The sequence below is a fragment of the Novosphingobium lindaniclasticum LE124 genome, from assembly GCF_000445125.1.
GTDB classification, from domain to species: Bacteria; Pseudomonadota; Alphaproteobacteria; order Sphingomonadales; family Sphingomonadaceae; genus Novosphingobium; species Novosphingobium lindaniclasticum.
On record NZ_ATHL01000019.1, the window covers coordinates 1 to 25,312 of the forward strand.

General features: G+C 66.6%; 22 protein-coding genes and 1 tRNA gene. 2 read left to right on the forward strand and 21 right to left on the reverse strand.

All coding sequences use genetic code 11. The features are described 5' to 3' along the window. On the forward strand, window positions 1-349 hold a 349-nt coding region (locus tag L284_RS27115), incomplete at its 5' end, for a TonB family protein (RefSeq protein WP_021232411.1). A 60-nt stretch (window positions 350-409) separates the two neighbouring features. Then, window positions 410-1,726, forward strand: a complete 1,317-nt coding sequence (gene fahA, locus L284_RS27120; protein ID WP_021232412.1) for a fumarylacetoacetase — start codon at window positions 410-412, stop codon at window positions 1,724-1,726. 192 nt (window positions 1,727-1,918) lie between these two features. On the opposite strand, the gene L284_RS27125 is transcribed toward fahA, so the two are convergent. The 21 genes from L284_RS27125 to mraY form a co-directional block, all read right to left on the reverse strand. Further along, entirely contained in the window at window positions 1,919-2,842 is a 924-nt protein-coding gene (locus L284_RS27125; protein ID WP_021232413.1) for an NAD-dependent epimerase/dehydratase family protein, read from the reverse strand. Next, complete coding sequence (gene proB / locus L284_RS27130) at window positions 2,842-3,972, reverse strand: glutamate 5-kinase (protein ID WP_021232414.1); 1,131 nt, start codon at window positions 3,970-3,972, stop codon at window positions 2,842-2,844. The genes L284_RS27125 and proB overlap by 1 nt, the downstream gene beginning before the upstream one ends. Window positions 3,973-4,068: 96 nt before the next feature. Continuing rightward, window positions 4,069-5,019 carry a DMT family transporter gene (locus tag L284_RS27135; protein WP_031341399.1) on the reverse strand — a complete coding sequence of 317 codons (951 nt, stop codon included), beginning with the start codon at window positions 5,017-5,019 and terminating at the stop codon, window positions 4,069-4,071. A 70-nt stretch (window positions 5,020-5,089) separates the two neighbouring features. Then, a complete protein-coding gene (locus L284_RS27140) occupies window positions 5,090-5,992 on the reverse strand; it encodes an alpha/beta hydrolase (protein WP_021232416.1) in 903 nt (300 codons plus the stop codon). Window positions 5,993-6,104: 112 nt separating this feature from the next. Continuing rightward, on the reverse strand, window positions 6,105-7,160 hold the full coding sequence (gene obgE / locus L284_RS27145) for a GTPase ObgE (protein WP_031341401.1): 1,056 nt from the start codon (window positions 7,158-7,160) through the stop codon (window positions 6,105-6,107). 163 nt (window positions 7,161-7,323) lie between these two features. Then, a tRNA-Ala gene (locus L284_RS27150) sits at window positions 7,324-7,399 on the reverse strand. Between the two features lie 137 nt (window positions 7,400-7,536). Further along, the gene (locus tag L284_RS27155; RefSeq protein WP_152524594.1) at window positions 7,537-8,250 is read right to left on the reverse strand and encodes a hypothetical protein; all 714 of its coding nucleotides are present in this window, start codon (window positions 8,248-8,250) and stop codon (window positions 7,537-7,539) included. A gap of 145 nt (window positions 8,251-8,395) precedes the next feature. Further along, window positions 8,396-9,136, reverse strand: coding sequence for a Bax inhibitor-1/YccA family protein (locus L284_RS27160; RefSeq protein ID WP_021232419.1), 741 nt, complete (start codon window positions 9,134-9,136; stop codon window positions 8,396-8,398). Window positions 9,137-9,281: 145 nt separating this feature from the next. Beyond that, complete coding sequence (locus L284_RS27165; protein ID WP_031341403.1) at window positions 9,282-10,091, reverse strand: pyrroline-5-carboxylate reductase family protein; 810 nt, start codon at window positions 10,089-10,091, stop codon at window positions 9,282-9,284. A gap of 147 nt (window positions 10,092-10,238) precedes the next feature. Then, window positions 10,239-10,745 carry a type III secretion system chaperone family protein gene (locus L284_RS27170; protein WP_031341404.1) on the reverse strand — a complete coding sequence of 169 codons (507 nt, stop codon included), beginning with the start codon at window positions 10,743-10,745 and terminating at the stop codon, window positions 10,239-10,241. Window positions 10,746-10,949: 204 nt separating this feature from the next. After that, window positions 10,950-12,935 (reverse strand): SPOR domain-containing protein, encoded by a 1,986-nt coding sequence (locus tag L284_RS27175; RefSeq protein ID WP_031341405.1) that lies wholly within the window; start codon window positions 12,933-12,935, stop codon window positions 10,950-10,952. Window positions 12,936-13,127: 192 nt separating this feature from the next. Beyond that, window positions 13,128-14,711 carry a cell division protein FtsZ gene (gene ftsZ / locus L284_RS27180; RefSeq protein ID WP_021232423.1) on the reverse strand — a complete coding sequence of 528 codons (1,584 nt, stop codon included), beginning with the start codon at window positions 14,709-14,711 and terminating at the stop codon, window positions 13,128-13,130. A gap of 169 nt (window positions 14,712-14,880) precedes the next feature. Beyond that, on the reverse strand, window positions 14,881-16,161 hold the full coding sequence (ftsA, locus tag L284_RS27185) for a cell division protein FtsA (protein ID WP_021232424.1): 1,281 nt from the start codon (window positions 16,159-16,161) through the stop codon (window positions 14,881-14,883). Beyond that, a complete protein-coding gene (locus tag L284_RS27190; protein ID WP_021232425.1) occupies window positions 16,161-17,138 on the reverse strand; it encodes a cell division protein FtsQ/DivIB in 978 nt (325 codons plus the stop codon). The genes ftsA and L284_RS27190 overlap by 1 nt, the downstream gene beginning before the upstream one ends. Beyond that, window positions 17,135-18,091, reverse strand: a complete 957-nt coding sequence (locus L284_RS27195) for a D-alanine--D-alanine ligase (protein ID WP_021232426.1) — start codon at window positions 18,089-18,091, stop codon at window positions 17,135-17,137. Before L284_RS27195 ends, L284_RS27190 begins: the two co-directional genes overlap by 4 nt. A 9-nt stretch (window positions 18,092-18,100) precedes the next feature. Beyond that, window positions 18,101-19,009 carry a UDP-N-acetylmuramate dehydrogenase gene (gene murB, locus L284_RS27200; protein WP_031341406.1) on the reverse strand — a complete coding sequence of 303 codons (909 nt, stop codon included), beginning with the start codon at window positions 19,007-19,009 and terminating at the stop codon, window positions 18,101-18,103. Further along, window positions 19,006-20,427: a UDP-N-acetylmuramate--L-alanine ligase gene (murC, locus tag L284_RS27205; RefSeq protein WP_021232428.1), complete on the reverse strand. Its 1,422-nt coding sequence runs from the start codon at window positions 20,425-20,427 to the stop codon at window positions 19,006-19,008. The genes murB and murC overlap by 4 nt, the downstream gene beginning before the upstream one ends. After that, on the reverse strand, window positions 20,424-21,635 hold the full coding sequence (murG, locus tag L284_RS27210) for an undecaprenyldiphospho-muramoylpentapeptide beta-N-acetylglucosaminyltransferase (RefSeq protein WP_021232429.1): 1,212 nt from the start codon (window positions 21,633-21,635) through the stop codon (window positions 20,424-20,426). The genes murC and murG overlap by 4 nt, the downstream gene beginning before the upstream one ends. Beyond that, on the reverse strand, window positions 21,632-22,831 hold the full coding sequence (locus L284_RS27215) for an FtsW/RodA/SpoVE family cell cycle protein (protein ID WP_021232430.1): 1,200 nt from the start codon (window positions 22,829-22,831) through the stop codon (window positions 21,632-21,634). The genes murG and L284_RS27215 overlap by 4 nt, the downstream gene beginning before the upstream one ends. Then, entirely contained in the window at window positions 22,831-24,216 is a 1,386-nt protein-coding gene (gene murD, locus L284_RS27220) for a UDP-N-acetylmuramoyl-L-alanine--D-glutamate ligase (protein ID WP_021232431.1), read from the reverse strand. The genes L284_RS27215 and murD overlap by 1 nt, the downstream gene beginning before the upstream one ends. 13 nt (window positions 24,217-24,229) lie before the next feature. After that, window positions 24,230-25,300 (reverse strand): phospho-N-acetylmuramoyl-pentapeptide-transferase, encoded by a 1,071-nt coding sequence (gene mraY, locus L284_RS27225; RefSeq protein ID WP_021232432.1) that lies wholly within the window; start codon window positions 25,298-25,300, stop codon window positions 24,230-24,232. Between the last annotated feature and the right edge of the window lie 12 nt (window positions 25,301-25,312).

Sequence of the window (25,312 nt, forward strand, 5' to 3'; positions counted from 1 at the left end):
CGGAAGCGGCGGCGGCGGAAGGGGCGGCGATGGCCAAGGTGCCAACGCCGGCGTGGCCAGGCTTCCCCGCCAGGTCGCCGGCCGCATTCGCTTCTCGGATCTTCCCGCCGACTTGCGCAAGGCGCGCGAAGGCGCAGACATAACCGTCCGCTACCGCATCGGCGTGGACGGCAGGGTCAGCGGTTGCACCGTGGTTTCTTCCAGCGGCAGGCCCGACGTGGACGCCGGAACCTGCCAGCGCATAACCGAACGCTTCCGCTTCCGACCCGCGCGCGATGCGCGCGGCGATCCGGTGCCCTTCCTCATGACGGAAACCCACGGCTGGGACGATGTCGAAGAGGGACCGTGACGCCGCCCGGCCGAGCCGCTAGGAAAGCCCGCGAAGACACTGACCCGAGAGGAGATACCCATGGCCGCAATCGACGAAACCCATGACGGCGCACTGCGCTCCTGGGTGGAAAGCGCGAACGGCCACGGCGACTTTCCGATACAAAACCTGCCCCTGGGCGTGTTCTCCCGGCCGGGAGAAGCGGCGCGCGGCGGCGTGGCGATCGGAGACAGCGTGCTCGATCTGGCCGCGCTGGCGGGCTCCGGCTTGCTTGAGCGAGAAGCACTCGAAGCCGCCGGGGCCGCTTCGGGCGATACGCTCAACCCCCTGCTGGCACTCGGCGCCGGTCCTCGCCGCGCCTTGCGCCGCCGCCTTTCCGCGCTGCTGGCGAAAGGCGCCGCCGAGCGCCCGCAAGTCGAGCCGCTGCTGGTGCCCATGGCCGAGGCGACGCTCCATCTGCCCGCGCGGATCGCGGACTACACCGACTTCTATGTCGGCATCCACCACGCCACCAACATCGGCAAGCTGTTCCGCCCCGACAATCCGCTGCTGCCCAATTACAAGCACGTCCCCATCGGCTACCACGGCCGCGCCTCCACCGTCCGGCCGAGCGGCGCCCCGGTGATCCGCCCCAACGGCCAGACCAAGGCCCCAGATGCGGAAGGGCCCTCGTTCGGACCGATCGCGCGGCTCGACTACGAACTCGAACTCGGCGTGTGGATGGCGCAGGGCAACGAACTCGGGCAGCCGATCCCGATCGAGGCGGCGCTGGACCATGTCGCGGGCCTGACCCTGCTCAACGATTGGTCCGCGCGCGACCTGCAGGCCTGGGAATACCAGCCGCTCGGCCCGTTCCTCGCCAAGAATTTCCTCACTACCGTCTCGCCCTGGCTCGTGACGATGGAAGCCCTCGCCCCGTTCCGCATCGCGCAGCCCCCGCGCCCCGAAGGCGATCCCCGGCCCCTGCCCTACCTCTGGGACGAGGCCGACCAGCGAGGAGGCGCGCTTTCGCTCGATCTCGAAGTGCGCCTCAGCACCGAGAAGATGCGCGAGCAGGGTCTGCCTGCCGAGCGCCTCAGCCGTGGCCCGGCCAGCAACATGTACTGGACCATCGCGCAGATGGTCACGCACCACGCTTCCAACGGCTGCGAGATGAACCCCGGCGACCTGCTCGGCACCGGCACGATCTCCGGGCCGGAACATGGCACGCAGGGCAGCCTGATGGAAATCACCCGTTCCGGCCGCGAAAAGGTGACCCTGCCGACGGGCGAGACGCGCACGTTCCTCGAGGACGGCGACGAACTCATGCTCTCGGGCCGCTTCGTGGCGGAAGGCGCGGTTTCGATCGGGTTCGGGCCTTGCACCGGCGTCGTGCAGGCGGCGGTTCCGTTCAAGTAGAAAAGGCAAAGCAGGGGTCATCACCCCTGCCCCCCGTTACTGACGAGGTCACGCTGGCCCACGGCGTCCCGCACCCATGGCCGCGTCGGGAGACTTATCGGCGGCGCCGCAAGGAGTGCCCGACATATAGGCGGCCCGCAGCATCGACATTCGGAGGGTCTGGGGGATCATCCCCCGGGACTTCCTGCTTCTTCAAAGCCACTCGTTCGCCCGATACCACTCGGCCGTTGCCCGCAGCCCGTCGCGCGTATCGATACGAGGCTGCCAGATCGACGCCGGCACCGCAGCCTCGGCGCTGACCACCCAGTCCGGATGGCTGAAGTAGGCCGCGCGATCCGCCGTCATCTTCGCGCCGTCGCCGCGCAGGAACTGGTCCACTTTCGCCGCCTTGCTCAGCGCGCCCGCCGACAGGGAGAGCACCCGCACGCGGCGGCCCACGGCGGCGCCGATGGCGCGCGCCATCTCGACATTGTCCCAGCCGAGCGGCTTGCCGTCGTCGGGTTCGAAGAGCTTGCCGGTCACGTCCTCGCCCCCCGGCACCAACGCGACCAGCAGGCGCGCGAGATCCTCGACGTGGATCATCGAGGCGGAGCCGCCCCTGGGCACCGGCACCACGCCCCATCGCGCGGCGCGGAACAGCTCGAACATCTCCTTGTCACGCGGCCCGTAGATCGCGGGCGGCCGCACGATGGTCCAGTCCAGCGGGCTGGCGCGCAGGAACTTCTCGGCCTTGGCCTTGGAGGCGCCATAGGCGGAAAGCTGCGGCTCGCGCGCCGAAAGCGAGGAGACGAAGACGAAGCGGCGGATACCCTTGGCCACCGCCGTCTCGATGAGGTTGAGCGTGCCGGTGACGTTGCCCACTTCGTAGCTGGCGGCGTCCGGCGCGCTGACCACGCCGGCGACATGCAGGATGGCTTCAGCGCCCCGCGTCAGTTCGGACAGGGAACCGGTGTCGCGCAATTCGCCGCGCACCCAGGTGACGTTCTCGCGCGGCTCCTGCTCGCGGCGGGTGAGCGCGCGAACGTCGTACCCGGCGGCGACGGCTTCATCGAGCAGAGATTGGCCGACGAAGCCGGTGGCGCCAGTGAGCGCGATGGTGGGACGATCTATTTCCATCACTTCAGAACAAGCTGGTCGCGATGCACGACGGATGAACGGGGCGAATAACCGAGCACTTCGGCCTGTTCGCTGGAGTGAAGCCCTCGGATCGCAGCGCATTCCCCGGCATGATATTCGGAAAGCCCGTGGGCGACGACGCGCGCCTCGGCATCGACGATAGCCACCGGATCGCCGCGGTCGAAGTGGCCTTCCACGCCGGTCACGCCCTTGGCGAGCAGGCTCGAGCCCCGCCTCAAGGCTACGGCGGCACCGGCGTCGACATGGATGCTGCCCTTGAGCCGCAGGCGCCCGCCCAGCCAGGCCTTGCGCGCACTTGCGCTGCGGCGGGGAAGGAACAAGGTGCCGATGCCTTCCCCGATGATACGGGCGACCGGGCGTTCGTGCTGGCCGTTGCCGATGACGAGGCAGATGCCCGCCAGTTCCGCGATCTCGGCCGCCTGCAGCTTCGAGACCATGCCGCCCGAACCCATGCCGGAGTTCGATTCGGTGCTCGCCATGGCGTGAACTTCGCGCGTCACCCCCTCGACGACCGGGATCATCTGCGCGCCGGGTTCCTTCGGGTGCCGGTCGTAGAGGCCGTCGATGTCGGAGAGCAGCAGCACCGCGCTCGCCTGCGCCGCCTGGGCGACGCGCGCGGCAAGGCGGTCGTTGTCTCCGAAGCGGATTTCCTGGGTGGCGACCGAATCGTTCTCGTTGATCACCGGGACCGCCCCTGCATCGAGCAGGCGCGTAAGCGTGGCGGTGACGTTGAGGTAGCGGCGGCGGTCCTCGAGGTCGTCCAGCGTCAGCAGCATCTGCGCGGCGGTAAGGCCGTGGCTGCCGAGCAGTTCGGCCCAGAGCCCGGAAAGCGCGATCTGGCCGACGGCGGCAGCAGCCTGCGCGTCGGCCAGCGAACCGCGCCCGCCCTTTTCCAGCCCCAGCGTCGCCGCGCCCAGGGCGATCGCGCCCGAGGAGACGACGATCACATCCTGTCCGCGCGCCCGCGCTTCGGCGATCTCCGCAACGAGCGCGGTCAACCAGCGCCGCCGCGCGCCTTCCTTGCCCACGAGCAGCGCCGAGCCCACCTTGATGACAAGGCGAGGTGCAAGGGCTCTGTCGGAGAGATCGGAAAGGCGCGAGATAGGCATGGAGGCAGAGCCTCTAGGACAGATGCCGCGCCGTGGAAAGCACTTGCGAGAGAAAGCGCCCTCCCCATTGGGTTACCGAGCGACAGTGCGCGCCGTCTACCCCATCGAAGCTGCGCGCTTCGCCTGCCTTGCACGGACCATCTCGTGTCCGCTGACCAGCAGGATACCTGCCATGACCATCACCGCGCCGCCGATGAAGGCCGGCTCCAGCCGCTCGCCCAGCAGCACGACCCCGAAGACGACACCGAACAGCGGCGTCATGAACGACAGCACGCCAAGGCGCGAGGCGAGATAGACGCGCAGCATTCCGAACCAGACCAGCAGGCTGATGAGCGACATGAAGACGATCTGGAACGCCATGCTCAGGCCCAGCAGCGGGGTGACCGTCATCGCGGTCTGGCCGGTGCCGAGTGCAAGCAGACCCAGCAGCACGAAAGCGCCGAGCAACTGGTAGAGCGTCGTCACCGAACTGGGCGCTTGCGAGAGGCGGGAGAACCGTAAGGTCAGGGTCGTGGCGCCCCAGGCCGCACCGGCGCCGATGCCCATGAGGTCGCCGATCCAGGCCGTTCTGCGCGCGGGGCCATCTCCTGCGCCGCCGAGGAAGGAAACCGCCACCCCGCCGAATGCGGTCACGATACCCAGCCATTGCAGCGGGCTCAGACGCTCCTCCGGCAGCCGGAAATGAAGACCGAGGGCCGTGAAGATTGGCGCGGTGTAGAGAAAGATGCCCATGTGCGAGGCGTTGGTGAAGCGTAGCCCCTCGCCCATGAACAGGTATTCGAGCGCGAACAACGCGCCGATCGCCAAGCCCGGTTTCCAGGTTCCGCCGCGCAGGGCGCGATTCTCATCCCGTGCGAAGACCAATGCGGCGATGAAGACAGCCGCCACGCCGGAGCGCACGCATATCTGCAGGACCGGCGCCATGTCCGATGCCACTGCCTTCAATGCCGTCTGCTGCATGCCCCAGATCGCGCAAAGACCGACCATGAAAAAGGCTGCGCGACCGTCGACGGGTCTTCGTGTCAGCGGGGCGGTATTCGTGCTCATGCCTGTCCCTTAGGACGTAATCATGCGCCGGTCTCCATCGGATGCTGCCGACCGGGCGATGCTTCGTCGATCAGTTCGCGGGCGGCGGCAAGGCGCCCTCGATCATGAACCACGGCGTACCCCCGCCTTCGTAAGGCGGGGCCGGATAGAGCCAGCGCAAGGCGTCTTCCGCCGCATGGTGATAGATGGTGGCGTGCGAAGCGCTCTTGCTGAAATCGTCGTAGCGCAAAGTCACCCGACCCGCAGGCTGGCGGGCCATGAAAGCGCGGAGCCTGTCGATCCCGTCCTGCATCGTCCCGCCTTCGTCGCCGACCGCCAGGTAGAGGCGCTTGTCCTTCACGTCCTTCAGGCGAGCGGTGCGATCCAGGGCGGCGAGCGGGCGGCGGTCGTCCCACCACAGGCTGGGGCTGATCGCCACGTAATCGTCGAAAAGCCCAGGCTCGCTCAGCAGCGTATCGACGACGAACAGCCCGGCCAGCGATTCGCCCATGATCGCACGGCGCTTTCCGGTGCGCAGGCGCTTTTCGACGAAAGGTATGACTTCCTCGCGCAGGAACTGGCGAAACTTGTCGGCTCCCCCGCTTTCAGGGAAGGCGGAGAGGTAACGTGAGTCGGTGGGACGCGACGTCAGTTCGGCACGGCGGTCGTTCGTTTGCACGCCCACCACGATCATTGGGCCATACGTCCAGCTCAGCGAGGCAAGGTGGCCGAGGCCCGCGATGTGGATGAAATCCTGGTCCAGCCCGCCATCCAGCAGGTAGAGGACCGGATAGCGATCCTGAGATTTGTCGTAGCCGACCGGCAGCCACACATTCACCTCACGCGTGTCGTCGAGCACGAACGAATGGAAACGGTAGCTGGTGCCGATCTCGATTCGCGCCCCTTCGACCTCCGGTGGTGATGCCTGCAAGGCCATGGCGGCAGGCGAAGCCAGGAAAAGCCCCAGGGCGAGAAGCGTCTGCGCAATCTTCATCACCCTGGCCTAGCGAGCACGGGCCTGCCTGCCAACATTCGCCTGATCCCTGAGGAAACCATCCCTTGATGGTTTCATCCGGACTTGGGTCAGGCGCCGGACCGGACGAGCATCAGAGCGGCGACCAGGGCTTGTCGTCAGCCTCTTCGCGCTCGCCTTCGGGACGCTCGGTCACGGTCGCGGCGGGGAGATACTCGATAACCGCATCGAGCAGCTTCGACATGCCCTTGCCGGTCGCGCCCGAGATCGGAAATACCTCGTGAGCGCCAGCCTTCAGCAGTTCCTTGGCATAGGCAGCTGCCAGCTCATCGTCGACCAGGTCGATCTTGTTGAGCGCGACGAGACGCGGCTTGCCTTCCAGATCGCCGCCGTAAGCCTCAAGCTCCTCTTCGACGACGTGCATCGCCTCGACCGGATCGGTGTTCGAAATGTCGATCAGATGGACCAGCACGCGGCAACGCTCGATATGGCCGAGGAAGCGGTCGCCGATGCCTGCCCCCTCTGCGGCGCCGGCTATCAGGCCGGGGATGTCGGCCAGCACGAACTCGCGGTTCTTGTGCGTGACGACACCCAGCTGCGGCCGCAGCGTGGTGAAGGCGTAGTCGCCGACTTTCGCCTTGGCGTTGGAGAGCTTGTTGATGAACGTCGACTTGCCGGCATTCGGCATGCCCACCAGGCCGACGTCGGCCAGCAGCTTCAGCCGCAGCCAGACCCACATCTCCTGCGGCGGAATGCCCGGCTGATGCTGGCGGGGCGCACGGTTGGTGGAGGTCTTGTAGCTGGCATTGCCGCGCCCGCCCATGCCACCTTCCAGCAGGACCACGCGCTGGCCGGCTTCGGTGAGGTCGGCCAGAACGGTCTCGCGGTCCTCGTCATCGACGATCTGGGTGCCGACCGGCACCTTGATGACGAGATCCTTGCCCGCCGCGCCGTTGCGGTTCTTGCCCATGCCGTGGCCGCCGCGCGGGGCCTTGAAGTGCTGCGTGTAGCGGAAGTCGATGAGGGTATTGAGACCGGCAACGGCCTCGAACACGATATCGGCGCCCTTGCCGCCGTTGCCGCCGTCGGGACCACCGTACTCCACGTACTTCTCGCGCCGGAACGATACCGCGCCGGGGCCGCCGCCGCCGGAACGGATGTAGATCTTGGCTTGGTCGAGAAAGTGCATCGTATAGGTTTCCGGCGCGGTCAAAGACGTTCATCTGCCAGGAGCGGCGGCGTTGCGCCCCAATCCTGCCATCGCAGATAAACAAAAAACCCGGCCATGTCGCGTCAAACGCCTCATGCCGGGGGAGACCCGGGAAGGCCCGGATCGCTTCAGATTGTCATACTGGTGGAGCCGAGGGGGATCGAACCCCTGACCTCGTCATTGCGAACGACGCGCTCTCCCATCTGAGCTACGGCCCCGTTCCAGTATTTTCGCAAGGACGCCCAGCGTTCCGCGAGGCGTCCCCTTAGCGAAGTGCTCTTCCCCAGGAAAGAGCAAAAATGCAGTCGCGGCGGTCAGCTCGGCGGAACCGACATGATGCGGGCTCCAACAGGGCTCAGCGGGCGTAAGCCGGCTGCGCCAGATTGCCGGCCGAAGCCACGGGGGTAGCCCCGCTGCCGGCGCTCGCGGCCGCCCCGGCACCGTAACGCGCTTCCCAGGCCGCCAGGTCGGCGCGGTACTGGTCGTAGCTGTTGAAGAATTCCTTGAACGGCGCTTCCGCCTTGGCGAGACCGGTCATCGCGAACCCGTCCAACTGCCCGGCCGGAACCGCCTGAAGTTCGACGGCGAGCCCCATAGCCGCGTTGCAAAGCGCCGGCACCACCGGCGGCAGGGCGAAGTAGTTATAGACCTGGGTCTGGTAAGCCTCACGCTCGCGCACGGATTTGGCACCGAACCGCGTCTTGAACTCCTTGTCCAGCGCCTTGTTCGTCGACGTCAGAGTCTTGCCGTGCTTCTTCAGGAAGTCCTTGTAGCCGCTGAGGATCGGCTCGTACTGCGGCCCGATGCAATTGAGCGCGGCCACATTGTAGGCCGAGCGCAAGTTCCACAGGGCCTGGGCGGAAGAAATCCCGGTGTTGACGGTCCGGCGCGATCCGTCGACGGCGAGGGCCGGCACGACCATGTTGGGCGAGGCGCCCAGCGGCGGCATCGGCCGCGGCGGGATGACCACCACCGGCGGCGGGGGCGGCGGCGCGACGGCGACTTTCTTGGGACCGCAGCCCGACAGCACGGCGACGAGCGAGCCCGCCATCAACGTGAGACCGCGCAAAAGGCCTCTTTTCTTCAGGTTAACCACCCCGGACACTCCAGTTCTCAGAATGAGCGGGATTCTATATCGACTCGAGTCCAATGAAAATGCCCGGTGCGACGAATCGCACCGGGCATGATCGTTTCATCCGTCGAAAAACGGTGGATTATCGGCGATCGCCCAGAAAGCTCAGCAGGAACTGGAACATGTTGATGAAGTCCAGGTAGAGGCTGAGCGCGCCCATGATCACGGCCTTGCCGAGGAATTCGGTGCCGCGAAGCTGCGCGTACTGGTTCTTGAGCATCTGCGTGTCGTAGGCGGTGAGGCCCGCGAAAATCAGGACGCCCAGCACCGAGATCGCCAGCTGGAGCACGGTCGAACCCACGAAGATATTGATCAGCATTGCAATCAGAATGCCGAACAGACCCATGATCAGGAACGTGCCGAAGCCCGAGAGGTCCTTCTTGGTGGTGTAGCCGAACAGGCTGAGGCCCGCGAACGAGGCTGCCGTCGCGAAGAAGGTGGTGGCGATCGAGGTAGCCGTGAAGGCCAGGAAGATCGTCGAGAGCGACAGGCCCATGACCACGCAGAAGGCCCAGTAGAGCATCTGCAGCGTCGAGGTCTTCATCCGGTTCAGGCCGAAGTTCATCGCCATCACGAACCCGAGCGGTGCCAGCATGACAACCCAGCGCAGCGGCGTCGTCAAAACCTGCATGGCCATGCCGGAATTCGCAAAGACCAGCGCCACGATACCCGAAAGCAGCACGCCCGAGGCCATGTAGTTGTAGATGGACAGCATGTAGCTGCGCAGGCCCGCGTCATACGTGGCCCGGCCGGCTTCGCGTCCGTCAAGGCTCGGAGACGCACCGAAGCCCGTGCGGGGCTGGGGGTCGTTCCAATTCGCCATTTCAAACTCCCTTACGCGGGCGCCAGCGAAATGCAGCGCCCGACTGGCTGGAATATCGGCTGTCCGCAGCGGGAATTCAAGGAAAACCGGTCCATCTACATTGTGTCAAAATGTAAAAAATTGCCGGAAGCGAAGAGTGAGAACTTCAGCCCTGGCGCGCCTCTGCGGCCATTTCGGCATTGCGGTCGCGCGAGGCGGCCATCGTGGCGGCGATCAATCGCGTCAGCGCGGCGTCCGCGTCGAGCACGTTCATGCCGGCACGGGTCGATCCGCCGGGGCTGGCGACCTTGTCCGCCAGGTCGCCGGGTGACAACGGCGAAGCGGCCGCAAGCTGGGCCGCGCCTTCGACCATCGCCACGGCAAGCCGCTGCGCCTGTCCTTCATCGAGGCCCAGCGCGGCTCCGCCTGCGGCGAGAGCGTCGATGAACCGGTAGACGAAAGCAGGACCGCACCCGGCCAGAGCGGTCACGGAATCGAACAGGGCCTCTTCCGCCAGCCATTCCGGCGTGCCCAGGTGCGCCATCATCGCAGTGACGGCAGCACGGCCGCTTTCGTCCAGCCCGCGCGAATCGAGCGCGATGGGCGATTTGCCAATGGCGGCGGCCAGATTGGGCATGATCCGCACGATCGCTCCGGCATCCGGGAAACGCGCGGCGAGGCTGTCGAACTCCACTCCGGCGAGGATCGAGAAGAGCGCCGTCCGGGGCCCGACCAGAGGGGCGATCGCGGGGGCGGCATCATCCAGTCCCTGCGGCTTGATGCCGAGCATGACGGCGTCGAAATGCCCCTCGCCCGGCAGGTCCTGCAGCAGGGTCACGCCTTGCGGCGCTTCGGCGCGGCGCGGATCGACGATAGTGAAGCGTTCCGCAGGAATGCCGCCGTTCAGCCAGCCCTCGAGCATGGCGCCGGCCATGTTACCGCAACCGACCAGCAGGATGTTCTCAAAGCGATCCATCTCGTTCCCCTTACGCGGAAATACGCGCTCCATTGCACCGTGCATTGCGCTTAGGGAAGCGCCGGAAAGCTGCCAAGTCCGTAAGGCAGGATAGCCGCCGCCGTCATTGCCCGGGGTGAGCGAAGCACCGAAACGCGCCGAACCGCATCAGGCTTCTCCGGCCGCGTCGATCATCGCGGCGGCCAATGCTTCGGTCGGCGTCTTGTCGCCCCAGAGGATGAACTGGAAAACGGGATAGAACCGGTCGCATTCCTCGATCGCGGCCTCTACCACGGTCTGCGCCTGGCCGGGTCCGAGCAGCCCGTCCTCGCCCAGCATCAACCCGTGGCGATAGAGCACCACGCCGCTGCTGGACCAGGTGTCGAAATGGCCGACCCAGATCTGCTCGTTGATGAGGGCCAAAGCCTCGAACATGGCCTGCCGCTTGCTGTCGGCGACGCGGATGTCGGGCAGGCAGAGCAATTGCAAGACCCGGTCCTCCGCCCGCCAGACCGCCTGGATCTGATAAGTGGCCCAGGCACCCTTCACTTCCGCGGAGATCTCGTCCTCACCGGCGTGGTCGAACGCCCAGTCGCGGGCCTCGAACAGCGACGCCAGCATTTCGATCGGAGCGGATTCGTCCTCCCGGCCGATGTCGTCCTGTACCGTTCTCATGATTTCCGACATTTGCCCTCCGCGACGCGAGGTGCCATGGATGCTTCGCCAGAGGGGGCAAGCACAATCCGGGTCATGCGATCGCCTGCGCAAAACTGCACAAGCCTGTTTACAGGATGTGGATAAGGCGAAACGCTCTCGATTTCCGACGCTTCGATGACATCGCGGCGCGCTGGAGCGCTCCGGCGAACCCGCACGGTTCCGTCAATCGGCGGAGAGCGGATCGACGACCTGGCCGGCGGGGCTGGTCCAGGGCAAGGCATCGGAGAAGCCCTGCTTGCGGGCATCGGCCATGAAGGCACTGGCTGCCTTCTGGGTGGCGAACGGTCCCACGAGCATGCGGTTCGTGCGCCCCATTTCGCTGACGTAGACCTCGCGCCCCTTGAACAGCGCGGGCGACTGCTTGGTGTAGCGGCGCCAATCGAATGCGATCGCCGCCTTGTTCCGGCCCACCCCGATCTGCACCCAGATGCGGCTGGGATGCGACGGCGGAGCCGGCTTCTTGGCCTTGGCGGCTTCCGCCTTGGCCTTGGCGATTTCGGCCTTGGTCCTGGGCTTTGCCTTGCCGGCGGCGGCTTCCTCGTCCTCGACGGACTTGGCATTGGCCTTGGCGTTCGATTTCTCCTTGGGATCGGCCTTGGCGGCCGACTTCTCCGCCGGCTTTGGCGCTTCCGGATCGGGCTTGGGTGCCTCGATCTTCGGGGCCGGCGGACGAGCCGGCTCGATCTGCCGAATGTCGACAGCGCCGACGGCGGGCATGATCTGCATCGTCGGTTTGCCGAGATCCGCGAAGATCTGCTCCAGCGAGAGCTGCTGCGCGCTGGGTTCGGGCGGCGCTTCCGCGACCGTCGGCTTGGCGGGCACGGCCTGAGCGAGAGTGCCTGCCACACGCGCCGGTGCGGCAGGTGCTGTCGAGGTCGGGCCTGTCGAGGGAGGGACTGTCGAGGGAGGGACTGTCGAGGTCGGCGTTGCGACGGGCAGAGCGCGACTGGACGCGGACGCGATCGGAGCGGGTGACGCTACGGCCTGGGAAGCCGCGGATACGGCGGGCTTGGCATGGATCGGCGGCAGTTCGCCCGTCGCGGCGGCGCCGCGTTCGATCGTCGGCATCGGCTCGGGCGGAGCTACCCGCGCGGGCTCCGCTCCGGCGCTTGGCGCGGTCGTCCGCGCGGAATTGGCGCGTCCCGCGCCGAGACGATAGGAACCGGTCGCAGGTGCAGACGCGACCCGCGCGCCGGTGCGGGAGCCGCCCTTCCTGGTGTTTGTGGATGTCTTCGCCGGGCGAGCGGCTGCGGCCGAACTGCCGCTGCCAAGCGCTTCGCCGCGTGGCACGAGATTGGCGTCCGCTCGGGCGATCTGCTGCGACTTGTAGGCGGCGATCCGCGCATCGTCGTTGCCGATTTCAGAAGCGCGCGGGAATTTGCCGAGGTTCGCCGCCGCCGCCTGCTGGGCGCGGGTCAGGCGTGGCATATAGCGCAAGTAAGGCGCGATGTTCTGCGCGAGCTGGGGCGGCAGTATCGTGTTCGAGACCTCGACCGCCTGTTTGGTGTCTCCCGCGATCGCCAGCGAGAAAGCCCTCGTGCGCCAGCCCGGCTTGTCCTGCTTGCGCAGCAGCGGCATGATCGTCGCTTCCGAAGCCTTCGCATCGCCCGCGATGGCCTGGCTGATGGCCAGGCGCATGCGTACTTCCTCATCGTTCACGCCGCCGATCGCCAGCATATAGTAACGCTGCGCCGCTGCATTGTCGCCCACGAGGTCGTAAGCCAGCCCGCGGTCGGCGGCCAGTTGCGCCGTGCTGGCTCCAGCCCGCTCGGCTTCCGCGAAAAGCGGCAGGGCCGCCACCGGATCCCCGCTTTGCGCCAGGGAGGCCGCAAGCCCCGCCTTGATCCGCGCGTTGCCGCCGGAGATCTCGTCGGCACGGCGGTAGAACCCGATCGCGGCGTCGAAATCGCCGAGTTTACGCGCCGCGTCACCCGCATCGATCAGCGCCGAAACGTCGCGCGGATCGCGGCCCAACCGTGCCAGCGCCGCTTGCAGTTTCTGCTGGTCGGCACTCGGCAGCGCCTGGACCACCGGTGCGGCAGACGCGGTAAAAGCGGCGGACGACAGAGCCAAGGCAGGCACGGCCAGCGCGACGGAGGTGGCGGCCGAGACCAGCCATTTGCTCGAAACCCGCTGACGTAACCGCAAAACCCGCGCAACCTTCTCTTATACGCGCGAAGGCCCGAACGCACTCGGGCCTCGCCACTCTTCACTGTGCCGACCTGCACAAGACCGGTCTTCCGCCTATGCCCGGCCGATCATGAACCTTGCGAAAACGGGCGGAAATCGGGTCCCGTCACTCTCTGGCGTGACGGGAGACCGGCTTTCCGCCCATCGTCCTTACTGGTTGTTCTGACGGCCGAGGAAACGCGGAATGCTGATCGAACCGCCGTCGTCATCGTCGCCCGCAGGCTCTGCCGGAGCCGCCTTGGGGCGGGACAGGCTTGTCATGCGCTCGAACAGAGTGCTTCCACCTGCCGGCCGGGCCGGAGCGGGCTGAACCGGCGCCGGAGCCGGGGCCGGCTCGGGCGCACGGGAGACGGCCTGGCCGCCGTTCAGCCGCAATTCGTCCTGCTCGCGCTGGGCGCCTGCAGAGAACTGCGGGGCCGCGTGCTGAGGCGCCGAATAATGCGGCGCAGCGGGCGCCTGCGCGGCGGCGCGATCGAGCGATTCCGCACCGCCATTGCGCAGTCCGGCATAAGCGACGGGGGCTTCCTGTTCGACTTCCTGGCTGGCGCCCAGTTCCAGTTCGAAGGGCTCGGCCGCTTCCGGGGCGGGCGTCGAAAGCTCGAACGGTTCGGAAGCCGGAGCGGCAGGCGCAGGAGGAACGGCAGCGGCCGGAGCCGGGGTGACGAGCGGAGCCGGCGCGCTGGGCACCGGACGCGAGACCATCGGGCGCACCGGGCCGCGCGAAGTGCTGAGGTTCAGCGGGCGCGAGGCAATTTCGGCCATTTCCGTCGTCTGCTCTATGCCGGTGGCGACCACCGAGACGCGGATCTTGCCCTGAAGATCGGGGTTGAAGGCCGAGCCCCAGATGATGTTGGCATCGGGATCGACCAGCTCGCGGATGTGGTTCGCGGCTTCGTCGACTTCGAGCAGCTTCATGTCGTCGCCGCCGATGATCGAGATGATCACGCCCTTGGCGCCCTGCATCGACACGCCGTCGAGCAGCGGGTTGGCGATGGCACGTTCGGCCGCCTCGAGCGCGCGGTTCGGGCCTTCACCCTCGCCCGTGCCCATCATCGCCTTGCCCATCTCGCCCATGACCGAGCGGACGTCCGCGAAGTCGAGGTTGATGAGGCCCGGCATGATCATCAGGTCGGTGATCGAGCGCACGCCCTGCTGGAGCACTTCGTCGGCCAGCGAGAACGCTTCCTTGAAGGTGGTTTCCGCCTTGGCGACCAGGAACAGGTTCTGGTTCGGAATGACGATCAGCGTATCGACGTGCTTCTGAAGCTCCTCGATGCCCGCGTCGGCCGAGCGCATGCGGCGCGTGCCTTCGAACATGAAGGGCTTGGAAACCACGCCGACGGTCAGCACGCCCTTGGCGCGCGCGGCCTGCGCGATGATCGGCGCGGCGCCGGTGCCGGTGCCGCCGCCCATGCCGGCGGCGATGAACACCATGTGGACGCCTTCGAGCAGGCGCTCGATGTCCTCGATGGTTTCCTCCGCGGCTGCGCGGCCCACTTCCGGACGCGCGCCGGCACCCAGGCCCTGCGTGATTTCCGGACCGAGCTGGATGCGCGTTTCCGCGATCGAATTGTTGAGCGCCTGGGCGTCGGTATTGGCGACGACGAAGTCCACGCCCTCGATCTGGGCCTGGATCATGTTGGCGATGGCGTTGCCGCCGGCACCGCCCACGCCGATGACGACAATCCGCGGACGAAGCTCTTCGATCGCCGGCGGTCCGATGTTGATGCTCATTTCGTTCTCCTGGCAGGCACGTGCGCGAAGAAATTTACCTTGACTAGCCTGATTGCACGCCAGCCTCTGTCAAGGCAAAGCGTGGAGCCCTGTTGTCCACAGGCGAAACCGCCAATTCCCGCCAATTGCGGCGTCCGCGTCGCAGGAATTGCACGACTGGCCAAAGTGCTCAAAAGTATTCTCTCAAAGCTCTATAGACGCGATTGACGACACCCAAGCCGCTGTAACGAACTGTTCCCTGGCGGTTCTTGCCGAACGTGCGGATGTCGATGGGATCGGCGGCGGCGTAGAGGACGAGGCCCGCCAGCGTGGAAAAGCCCGGTTTCACGTGCGCTTCGGCGAGCCCGGAAAGATGCGGCACCCGGCCGATTCGCACCGGCTTCCCGAGTGCGGCCTGCGCATAGTCGGCCAGGCCCACCAGCTCCGCGCCGCCGCCGGTGAAGACCACCTGCTTGCCGCGCTGGGCGTTGAAACGCATCAACTTGAGCGCCTTGTTGATTTCTTCCATCAGGATGCCGAGCTGGCCGGTGATCACCCCGATCAACTCCGCGCGCGGGATGCGGTTCTTGTCGTCGGCGTGGCGGGCGATCGGCCCGGTGCCCTCCTCGCCCGGCGCATTGACGGGAATCATCTCGCGGTGATCGTGCGGGCTGGCGATGGCCGAGCCGTTGACGCACTTGAGGCGCTCGGCTTGGAAGCGACGGATGCCGAAGGCGGAGGCGACCGCGTCGGTGATGTCCGCAGAACCCATCGGGATCGAGATCATGTCGATCAGGAGCCCATGCGAATAGACCGCGACATTGGTGACTTCCGCGCCGAATTCGACCAGCGCGACACCGAGATCGCGCTCCTCGGGAGAGAGGCAGGCCTGCCCCGCCGCGATAGGCGAGCCGACCACCGCCTCGACCTCCAGATGGGCGCACTGCACCGCCTCGGTGAGATTGCGGATCGGCGCACCGTCGGCCAGCACGATGTGGATATCGACGCCGAGCCGCTCGGCATGGAGGCCGGTCGGATTGCCGACGCCATGGGCGCCGTCGAGGCGATATTGCGCGGGCTGCGCATGAAGCACCATGCGGCCGTCCGGCTGGATCACTTCCCGTGCCGAGATCAGCAGCTGATCGATGTCCTCCTGCTCGATGCGGCGCCCGCCGATCTCGGCATCGAACTGGTCGATCCGGCTGGCGAGCCCTGCGCCCGAACAGCCGATCCAGACTTTGGACACGCTGGTATCGGCCATCTTCTCGGCCCGGTCGATGGCATCGCGCACCGCATAAGTCGCTGCCGCCATGTCGGTGACATAGCCGCGCTTGATGCCCTGGCTGGCACGATGGCCGGAGCCGAGCACGATCATGTCGCCCATCTCCGACATGCCCGCGACGATCGCGGAAATGCGGAAGGAGCCGATGTTGACCGCGCCGAAGACGCGGGTGATGCGCGGCGGCGCCATTACTGCTCCTCCGCCGCGACGGCAGTGGTGGCGGCCGTGGCCCCGCTCGCTTCTGTCCCCGTATGCGGCACTGCCCCCGCCTTCATTGCCAATTCCTGTCCTTCGCCGTCCGGCACCCGCAAGTAGATCCGGTCCTTCGCCCGCATGTCGATAGCCGTCACTTTGCCGCCGATCAGCCGGTTGGTGCCGTCGAGCCGCGCGAAAGTCACCAGCGCGCTGGCGGATTCGGTATCGCCTTCCGGCAGCGCCAGCACCTGCCCGGTCTGAAACGTCAGATTCCAGCGACGGTTGCCGATCCATTCGGCTTCCTGCACTTTCGGCTGAAGCGCGGGCGCGGCTTCCAGCAAGTGGCCAAGCTGCGTCACCTGCTGGCCCGCCCCAGGGCCGGAGACGATCAGCTTGCCCTTGGCGTCCTTGCGGTTGATCGCTTCGAGTTCCTGCCCGGTCTCGTCGATCAGCATGAAACGATCAGCCTTGCGCAGCACGGCATGCGGCTCGCGCTCGACGATATCGATCACCAGCGTGTCGGGAAGTTGCCTTGAAACGCGTGCATCCTTGACCCACGAGAGGCCGAGCAGTTCGCCGCGCAGCCCGTCGAGATCGACCTGGGTCATTGCCCGGTCGCGCTCTGCGAGGGCTTTCTCGTAGACTTTCAACTCGTTGAGATTCTTCACCCCGCGCACTTCGACGCGCTTCACCTCGAACCCGGCATTGGCGGCGACTTGCGCGAACTGCTTGCCCGCCAGCATCGGCACGCCTGCCGCATTGGCCACGACCCAGACGAGCAGCCCCGCGCCGCCGAGGATGGCGACGAGGAAGATCTTGTGAAGGTGCTCCTCGGTGAAGGGCAGCCAGCTCATCACCGTATCGACGGCAGTGCCGCTGGTCGCCTTGGCCTGACGCACTTTCGCCTTGGTGTTCTGGGCCGCTGCGGCCTTTCGCGCTGTCTTCGGCTTGCGCCGGATCGTCTGGCTCATTTGCCCCCCTTGGCGACCTTTCCAGCGTCTGCCAGCGCTTCCGCAATGATTGCTTCCACGAGATCGGGGTACTCCATCCCGCAAGCGCGCGCCTGTTCGGGGACGAGGCTGAGCGGAGTCATGCCCGGCTGGGTGTTGACCTCCAGCAGGAACAGACCTTCGATGCCCTGCGTGTCGTCCCAGCGGAAGTCGGCGCGGCTGGTGCCCTTGCAGCCCAGCAACTGGTGAGAGCGCAGGGCGAGATCCTTGCAGGCCGCCGTGATCTCGTCGGGGATTTCCGCCGGGCAGACGTGCTCGGTCATGCCGTCGGTATACTTGGCGTCGAAGTCGTAGAAGCCGGACTTGGGCTTGAGTTCGGTGACCAGGAGCGCGCGATCACCGATCACCGCCGTGGTCAGTTCGCGCCCGCGAATGAACGGCTCGGCGAGCAGGCGGTCGAATTCCTGCCACGGGCCCTTGGCATCCGGCGCGATGGGATTGCCGTAGTTGCCTTCGTCGGTGACGATGGCGACGCCGACCGACGACCCCTCGTTGACGGGCTTCAGCACATAGGGACGCGGCAGCGGATCGCGCTCGTGGATCGTCGCGCTCTCGACGATGCGGCCACCGGGCATGGGAATGCCGTGGGGGACGAGCGCCTGCTTGGTCAGTTCCTTGTCGATGGCGATCACCGAAGTGGCGAGGCCCGAATGGGTGTAGGTGAGGCCCATCAGGTCCATCATGCCCTGCACCGTGCCGTCCTCGCCCGGCGCGCCGTGGAGCGCGTTGAACACGACGTCCGGCTTGGCTTCCGACAGACGCAGCGCGACATCGCGGTCCATGTCGATGCGGGTGACCTTGTGGCCCTTGGACTCGAGCGCCTTGGCCACGCCCTCGCCGCTCATCAGCGAGACCGGCCGTTCGTTCGACCAACCGCCCATCAGGACCGCGACGTGGAGTTTGGAGAGGGTCACTGCGTCAACTCACTTCTTGTCTACGGATCGTCCGACCCGCTGGATTTCCCATTCGAGCGTCACGCCCGACTTTTCCTTGACCCGGCGGCGTACTTCTTCGCCCAGGGCCTCGATATCGCTGCTGGTGGCGTCGGCGACGTTGAGCAGGAAGTTGGTGTGCTTCTCGCTCACTTGCGCGCCGCCGAGAGTCAGCCCCCGGCAACCGGCTTCGTCCACGAGTTGCCAGGCCTTGTGGCCCTCGGGGTTCTTGAAGGTGGAGCCGCCGGTCTTGCTGCGCAGCGGCTGACTGGCCTCGCGGCTGGCGGAAATGCGGTCCATCTCGGCCTGGATCGCCTCCGGTTCTCCGGGGCGCCCCTTGAAGCGCGCGGCGACGACCACGGCGCCTTCAGGCAATTCGGAATGGCGATAGGTATAGCCGAGGTCGGCATTGCCCAGCGTGACCAGCGAACCGTCGCGCAGCACCACGTCGCAATCGATCAGGATATCCTTGACCTCACCGCCATAGGCGCCGCCGTTCATGCGCACGAAGCCGCCGACGGTGCCGGGAATCGAGCGCAGGAATTCCACACCGGCAATGCCGTTGTCGCGCGCGGTCGAGGAGACGAGAATGCCGCTGGCCCCGCCGCCGCATTCCAGCGTGACGTCATCGACGAAGGTGACTTTCGCGAAAGCCTTGCCCAGGCGGATCACCACACCGGGAACGCCGCCGTCGCGCACGATCATATTGGAGCCGAGGCCAAGCGCCATGACCGGAACCGAGGGATCGAGATCGCGCAGGAATCCTTGCAGGTCGGCCAGATCCTTCGGCTCGAACAGCCACTCCGCCGCGCCGCCCGACTTGAACCAGACGAGCGGGGCCAGCGGCGCATCGGCTTTCAGCTTGCCGGAGACCTGCGGAAGGTGCGCGGCTTCGCTCAAGCGGCCCTCCGCGCCCGGATCGCATCCGCCAGCCCGGCGGCCCACTTGGTGATGTCGCCCGCTCCGAGGCAGACGACCATGTCGCCCGGCTGGATCGAGGTCGCGAGCGCCTCGGCAAGGGCGTCTGGCCCGGCAACGACTTGCGCCGAGCGGTGTCCGCGCGCCTTCATGCCCGAGACCATCTGCGCGGAATCGACGCCTTCGATCGGCTGCTCGCCTGCCGCATAGACCGGGGCGGCATAGACCACGTCGGCATCGTTGAACGCGCCTTCAAAGTCTTCCATGTGATCGCGCAGGCGCGTGAAGCGGTGCGGCTGGACCACGGCGATGACGCGGCCCTTCACGCCCTCACGCGCGGCGGCGAGCACGGCGCGAATCTCGACCGGATGGTGCCCGTAATCGTCGATCACGGTTACGGTTCCGCCCTCGACTTCGATCTCGCCCACTTTGGTGAAGCGGCGCTTCACGCCGCCGAACTTCGAGAAGCCGGTCTGGATGCACTCTTCCGAGCAGCCCATCTCCACCGCCACGCCTACGGCGGCGAGCGCGTTCTGGACGTTGTGGCGGCCCGGCATCGGCAGTTCGATGCCTTCGATCCGGCGGAAGGAACCGTCGCGCTGGCGCAGGGCCACGTCGAAACGGTTGCCGCCGGGGATCGGCGTGACGTTCTCGCCACGGATGTCTGCCTGTGCCGAGAACCCGTAAGTGACCACCCGGCGGTCGCGGACCTTGGGGATGATCGCCTGCACTTCCGGGTGGTCGATGCAGAGCATCGCCGCGCCGTAGAACGGCACGTTCTCGATAAATTCGACGAAGGAATCCTTCACCTTGTCGAACGAACCGTAATGGTCGAGGTGCTCGGGATCGATATTGGTGACGACGGCGATCGTGCCGTCGAGACGCAGGAACGAACCGTCGCTTTCGTCGGCTTCCACCACCATCCAGTCCGAAGCGCCGAGGCGCGCGTTCGAACCGTAGGAATTGATGATGCCGCCATTGATGACGGTGGGATCGACCCCGCCCGCATCGAGCAGCGCCGCCACCATCGAGGTCGTGGTAGTCTTGCCGTGCGTACCGGCCACGGCCACGGTGTTCTTGAGGCGCATCAGCTCGGCCAGCATCTCGGCGCGGCGGACCACGGGGATGCGGTTTTCGAGCGCGTAGACGACTTCGGGATTGTCGCGCTTCACGGCGGTCGAGGTGACGACCACGGCCACGCCCTCGACGTTCTCCGCCGCCTGGCCGATCATGACCTTGATCCCGCGTTCGCGCAGGCCTTCGACCACATAGCCCTCGGCAATGTCGGAGCCCTGCACCGAATAGCCGAGGTTGTGCATCACCTCCGCGATACCGGACATGCCGATGCCGCCAATGCCGACGAAGTGGATCGTGCCGATGTCGGTGCCGACGCCCCTCACTGAACCGAATCCTTCGCGAGCTTGCTCTTGGCGAGCGCCTCGCCGCCCTTGGCGGGCATGGCCTTTTCCATGCGGATCACGTCCATGATCGGCGCGGCGCCGAAGCTCTCGACGAGGTCGGCCAGATCGCTGGCGGCATTGGGATAACCGCAGTTCCACGAGGCGTGGGCGGCATTGGCAAGGGTTTCGGGGTGCTGGGCCATGGCCTGTATCTGTTTCGCGAGCGTGGTCGCGGTGAAGCTTTCCTGACGGATCGCGCGCGCGCCGCCCGCCGCGACGATCTCGCGCGTGTTGGCGGCCTGGTGGTCGTCGGTGGCGATCGGCAGCGGGATCAGGATCGCGGGACGACCGACGGCGGTGAGCTCCGCGATGGTAGAGGCGCCCGAGCGGCCGATGAAGAGATGCGCCCCGGCAAGACGCTCCGCCATGTCCTCGAAATAGGTCGCAAGTTCGGCGGGGATGCCGTGCCCGGCATAGCGGGCGCGCACGGCCTCGATGTCTTCGGGGCGGCACTGCTGGATCACCTGAAGCCGCGAGCGCAGCGCCGGGGGCAGCATGGCGAGCCCGTCCGGCACGACTTCGGAGAGCACGCGCGCGCCCTGGCTGCCGCCGGTCACGAGGATGCGCAGCAGGCTGTCCTCGCCGAATTCGGGGAACGGCGCCTCGCGCAGGGCCAGGACTTCGTCACGCACCGGATTGCCGACGAGCGTGATCTTGTCGGCATATTTCGCATCGAGCCGGTCCACTTGCGCAAAGGCCGTGGCGATGGCGTTCACCTTGCCCGCGAAATAGCGATTCACCCGGCCGAGCACCGAGTTCTGCTCATGCAGGATCGTCGGGATCTTCGCGGCGTTCGCCGCCAGCATGGTCGGCAGCGCGGGATAGCCGCCGAAACCGACCACGGCGGTGGGCTGGAAGCTTTCGAACAGGCGCAGTGCCATGCTCCGGCCGGACAGGATGCCTTTCAGGCCCCTGAGCCAGTTCAGCGGATTCTTGCCGGCGATGCGGCCGGGCGGCAGGACGTGGGCAGGCACATAGTCGGGCTTGCCGGGGATTCCGGCGCCGCGCTCGTCGGTGATGAGCGCGACGTGGTGGCCGCGCCGGTCCAGCTCGGCGGCGAGCGCGAAGGCGGGGATGAGGTGCCCGCCCGTCCCGCCTGCAGCGAGGACGTAGTGACGGCTTACCGAGCCTTTTACGGCCGAACTCATGAAGAAAAGTCTCCAACGGCGCGGAGCGAGAACTTCTCGCGCTTGATGAACGGATTGCGGCGCGTGATCGCCAGCAGCAGTCCCACGGTCATGCACATGGCCACCGTGGAGGACCCGCCGTAGCTGATCAGCGGCAGGGTCATGCCCTTGGACGGGAAGAGCTGGAGGTTGACCAGGATGTTGATGAAGGCCTGCCCGCCCAACTGCGAGGCGATGCCGGACGCGGCGAGCACGGTGAAGAGGTCTTCCTCTTCCACCAGGCGCAGCATGACCCGCGTCAGCAGGGCCAGGTAGATCATGACGATGATCATGCAGGCGATCAGGCCGAACTCCTCGCCGATGACGGAGAAGATGTAGTCGGTATGCGCTTCGGGCAGCGCCATCTTGCGCGCGCCCATCCAGAAGCCCTGCCCGAACCATCCGCCGTTCAGCAGCGTACGCTGGGCAAGGTCCACCTGGTCGAAGGCGTTGCCTCCCGAGAGGAACGAGTCGATGCGGTTGCGGCCGTTATCGTAGGTGAAATACATCAGGACGATACCCGCGACGCCCAGGCCGGCGAACATGCCGATGCGCTTCAGGGGAATGCCTGCCAGCAGGATCATCACGAAGAAGGTGCCCGAAAACAGCATGGTCGAGCCGAAGTCCGGCTGCGCCATCAGCAACGCGCCGAGGAACCCCATAAGGCAGAAGCAGATCGCTACTACCGGAATATGCGGGTCGCGCGCGCGCCAGGAGAGGATCCAGGCGAGCAGGATCGGAAAGCCCGATCCGAGGAACTGCGAGGGCTGGATAGAGATTCCCAGCTTCAACCAGCGCCGCGCGCCGTTCACTTCGGAGCCGACCACCGGCACCAGCACCAGTCCCACCAGCATGACCGCGGCGATCAGGATGCCGACGCGCCGCGCGCTGTCCTTCGACAGGCTGGAGGCCCAGAACATCGCGCAAAGCCCCACGAACTGCCAGCGCAGATGCAGCCAGAAGAAGTGAAGCTGCGATAGCTTCTCATGCGCGGTGGACAGGCGCCGGGCGCTGGCGGGAGAACCTGCGGCGACCGCCACGGCGCCGATCCCCATGAGGATCAGGACCACCGCCAGCACGGTGCGGTCGATTTCCTGCCACCAGATCGCCAATTGCCCGCGACGGTTGCGGTTGTAGCGGACGTTGGCGGGCTGTGTCCCGGGTGCGGCAGTGGCCATCAGTGCTTCACCCCGTCTTCGCCCAGGCCAGGCTGCTCATTCTGCTCCCCGCCATGCAGTTCGAGCAGGGCCTCTACGATCTGGCGGAATGCCAGCCCCCGCGCCTCGTAGTCGCGGAACTGATCGAAGCTGGCGCAGGCGGGCGAAAGCATGATGACATCGCCCGGGCGAGCGCGGGTCATCGCATCGCGAATAGCCTCGGCCATCATCTCGCTGCGGTGAACCTCCGTGTAGGGGGCAAGGATCTCCGCGAAGCGCGCACCGGCATCACCGATGGTGTAGGCGGCGGCGACATTGCCGAAGAACGGCACGCATTCGTCGAGATTGTCGCCCTTGGGCAAGCCGCCGAGGATCCAGTGGATACGCGGCTCCGGCGCGGGCGGGAACGCGGCCAGCGCGGGTGCGGTGGAGGCCGGGTTGGTCGCCTTGCTGTCGTTGATGTAGAGCACGCCGCCAGCCTCGGCCACGCGCTCCATTCGGTGCGGCAACCCGCTGAAGGTGCGCAGCGCAGGCTGCCACTGATCGGCGGAAATTCCCAGCGCCTCGACGATGGCGACGGCCACGGCGGCGTTCTGGAGGTTGTGAGGGCCTTGCAACGAAGGCCAGTCCTTCTGAAGGTCAGCCAGATCGCGGCCGTCCACCCGGCGCACCGCACCCGGAGCACGGCGCGCTTCCTCGGCCTTGGCGATGTCCGACGTCTCGCGGTCGCCGGTGCCGAACACGGCGGGCCGCTCGGCATCCTGCATCGCGAAAAGGCGCGCCTTGGAGGCCGCGTAAGCTTCGAAACCCTCGTAGCGATCGAGGTGATCGGGCGTCACGTTGAGCAGCGCCGCCACGTCGCAATCGAGACTGCGGGTCAGGTCGATCTGGTAGCTGGAAAGTTCGAGCACGTAGACGCCGCCCTCCGGCAGCGGCTCTTCGCCCAGCACCGGTACGCCGATATTGCCGCCGACGCGCGTGGGAACGCCGGCGCTTTCCAGCAGATGGTGGACGAGCGCCGTCGTCGTCGATTTGCCATTCGTGCCGGTAATGCCGACGACGCGGTGGGCGGGCAGGCTTTCGCGCGCGAGAGCGAAGAGTTCGATGTCGCCGATCACAGGCACGCCCTGGCGACGCGCAGCCTCGGCCACCGGGTGGGTGTTGAGCGGCACGCCCGGCGAGACGACCAGGCCGTCATAGCCGGTCAGGTCGGCAGTGACCGGGTCGGCGACTTCGATGCTTTCCTCATGGCGCCGCGCGCAGAAGGCCTGGCGCGGTTCCTCGCGCGAATCCCACACCATGACATGGGCGCCGCTGGCGAGCAGCGTCTCGACCGCTGTGAGGCCGGAGCGCGCGAGTCCGAGAACCGCGTAGCGCTTTCCGGCAAAGGCGGGGGAGACGATCACCGTCGCGCTCTCCTTATCGCAGCTTGAGGGTGGAGAGGCCGATAACGGCGAGGACGATCGAGATGATCCAGAAGCGGATCACGACGGTCGATTCCTTCCAGCCCTTCTGCTCGAAGTGGTGGTGGATCGGCGCCATGCGGAACACGCGGCGGCCAGTGCGCTTGAACCAGAACACCTGGATGATCACCGAGGCCGCTTCCAGCACGAAGAGGCCGCCGACGATGGCCAGCACGATCTCGTGGTGCGCGGCGACGGCGATGGCGCCGAGCGCGCCGCCCAGCGCCAGACTGCCGGTGTCGCCCATGAAGACGGCGGCGGGCGGCGCGTTGAACCAGAGGAAGGCCAGACAGGCGCCGATGATCCCGGCGCAGAACACGGCCAGTTCACCCGCGCGCGGGACATGCGGAATGCCGAGGTAATTGGCGTAGTCGACGCGGCCGGCGAGGTAGCAGATGATCGCGAACGTGCCTGCGGCGATGATCACCGGCATCGTCGCCAGTCCGTCAAGCCCATCCGTCAGGTTCACCGCGTTGCCCGCGCCGACGATCACGAAGGCCGCGAAGACGTAGTAGAACGGCCCGAGCGGGATGTAGCGGCCCGAGAGGAACGGCACATAGAGGTTGGTATTGAGCTGGCTGACGATGATGTACGAGGCGATGCCCGCCACCACGAACTCCAGTGCCAGGCGCAGCTTGCTGGAGAGTCCGGCGGTGCTGCGCTTGGCGACCTTGTCGTAGTCGTCGAGGAAACCGATGATCCCGAAGCCCACGGTCACCGCGATGCAGGCCCAGACGAAGGGATTGGTCACGTCCATGAACAGGATCATCGAGCTGACCAGCGCGGTCAGGATCATCAGGCCGCCCATGGTCGGTGTACCGCGCTTGGCGAGGTGGCTCTGCGGGCCGTCCTCACGGATCGGCTGGCCCTTGCCCTGGCGCACGCGCAGCATGTTGATGAAGCGCGGCCCGATCAGCAGGCCGAGGCCGAGCGCCGTCATCAGTGCCGCGCCCGAACGGAACGTCTGATAGCGGAAGAGGTTGGACAGCCCCTCGTAGTGGAACCAATCTGCGATGAGATACAGCATCTTGCGGGGTTT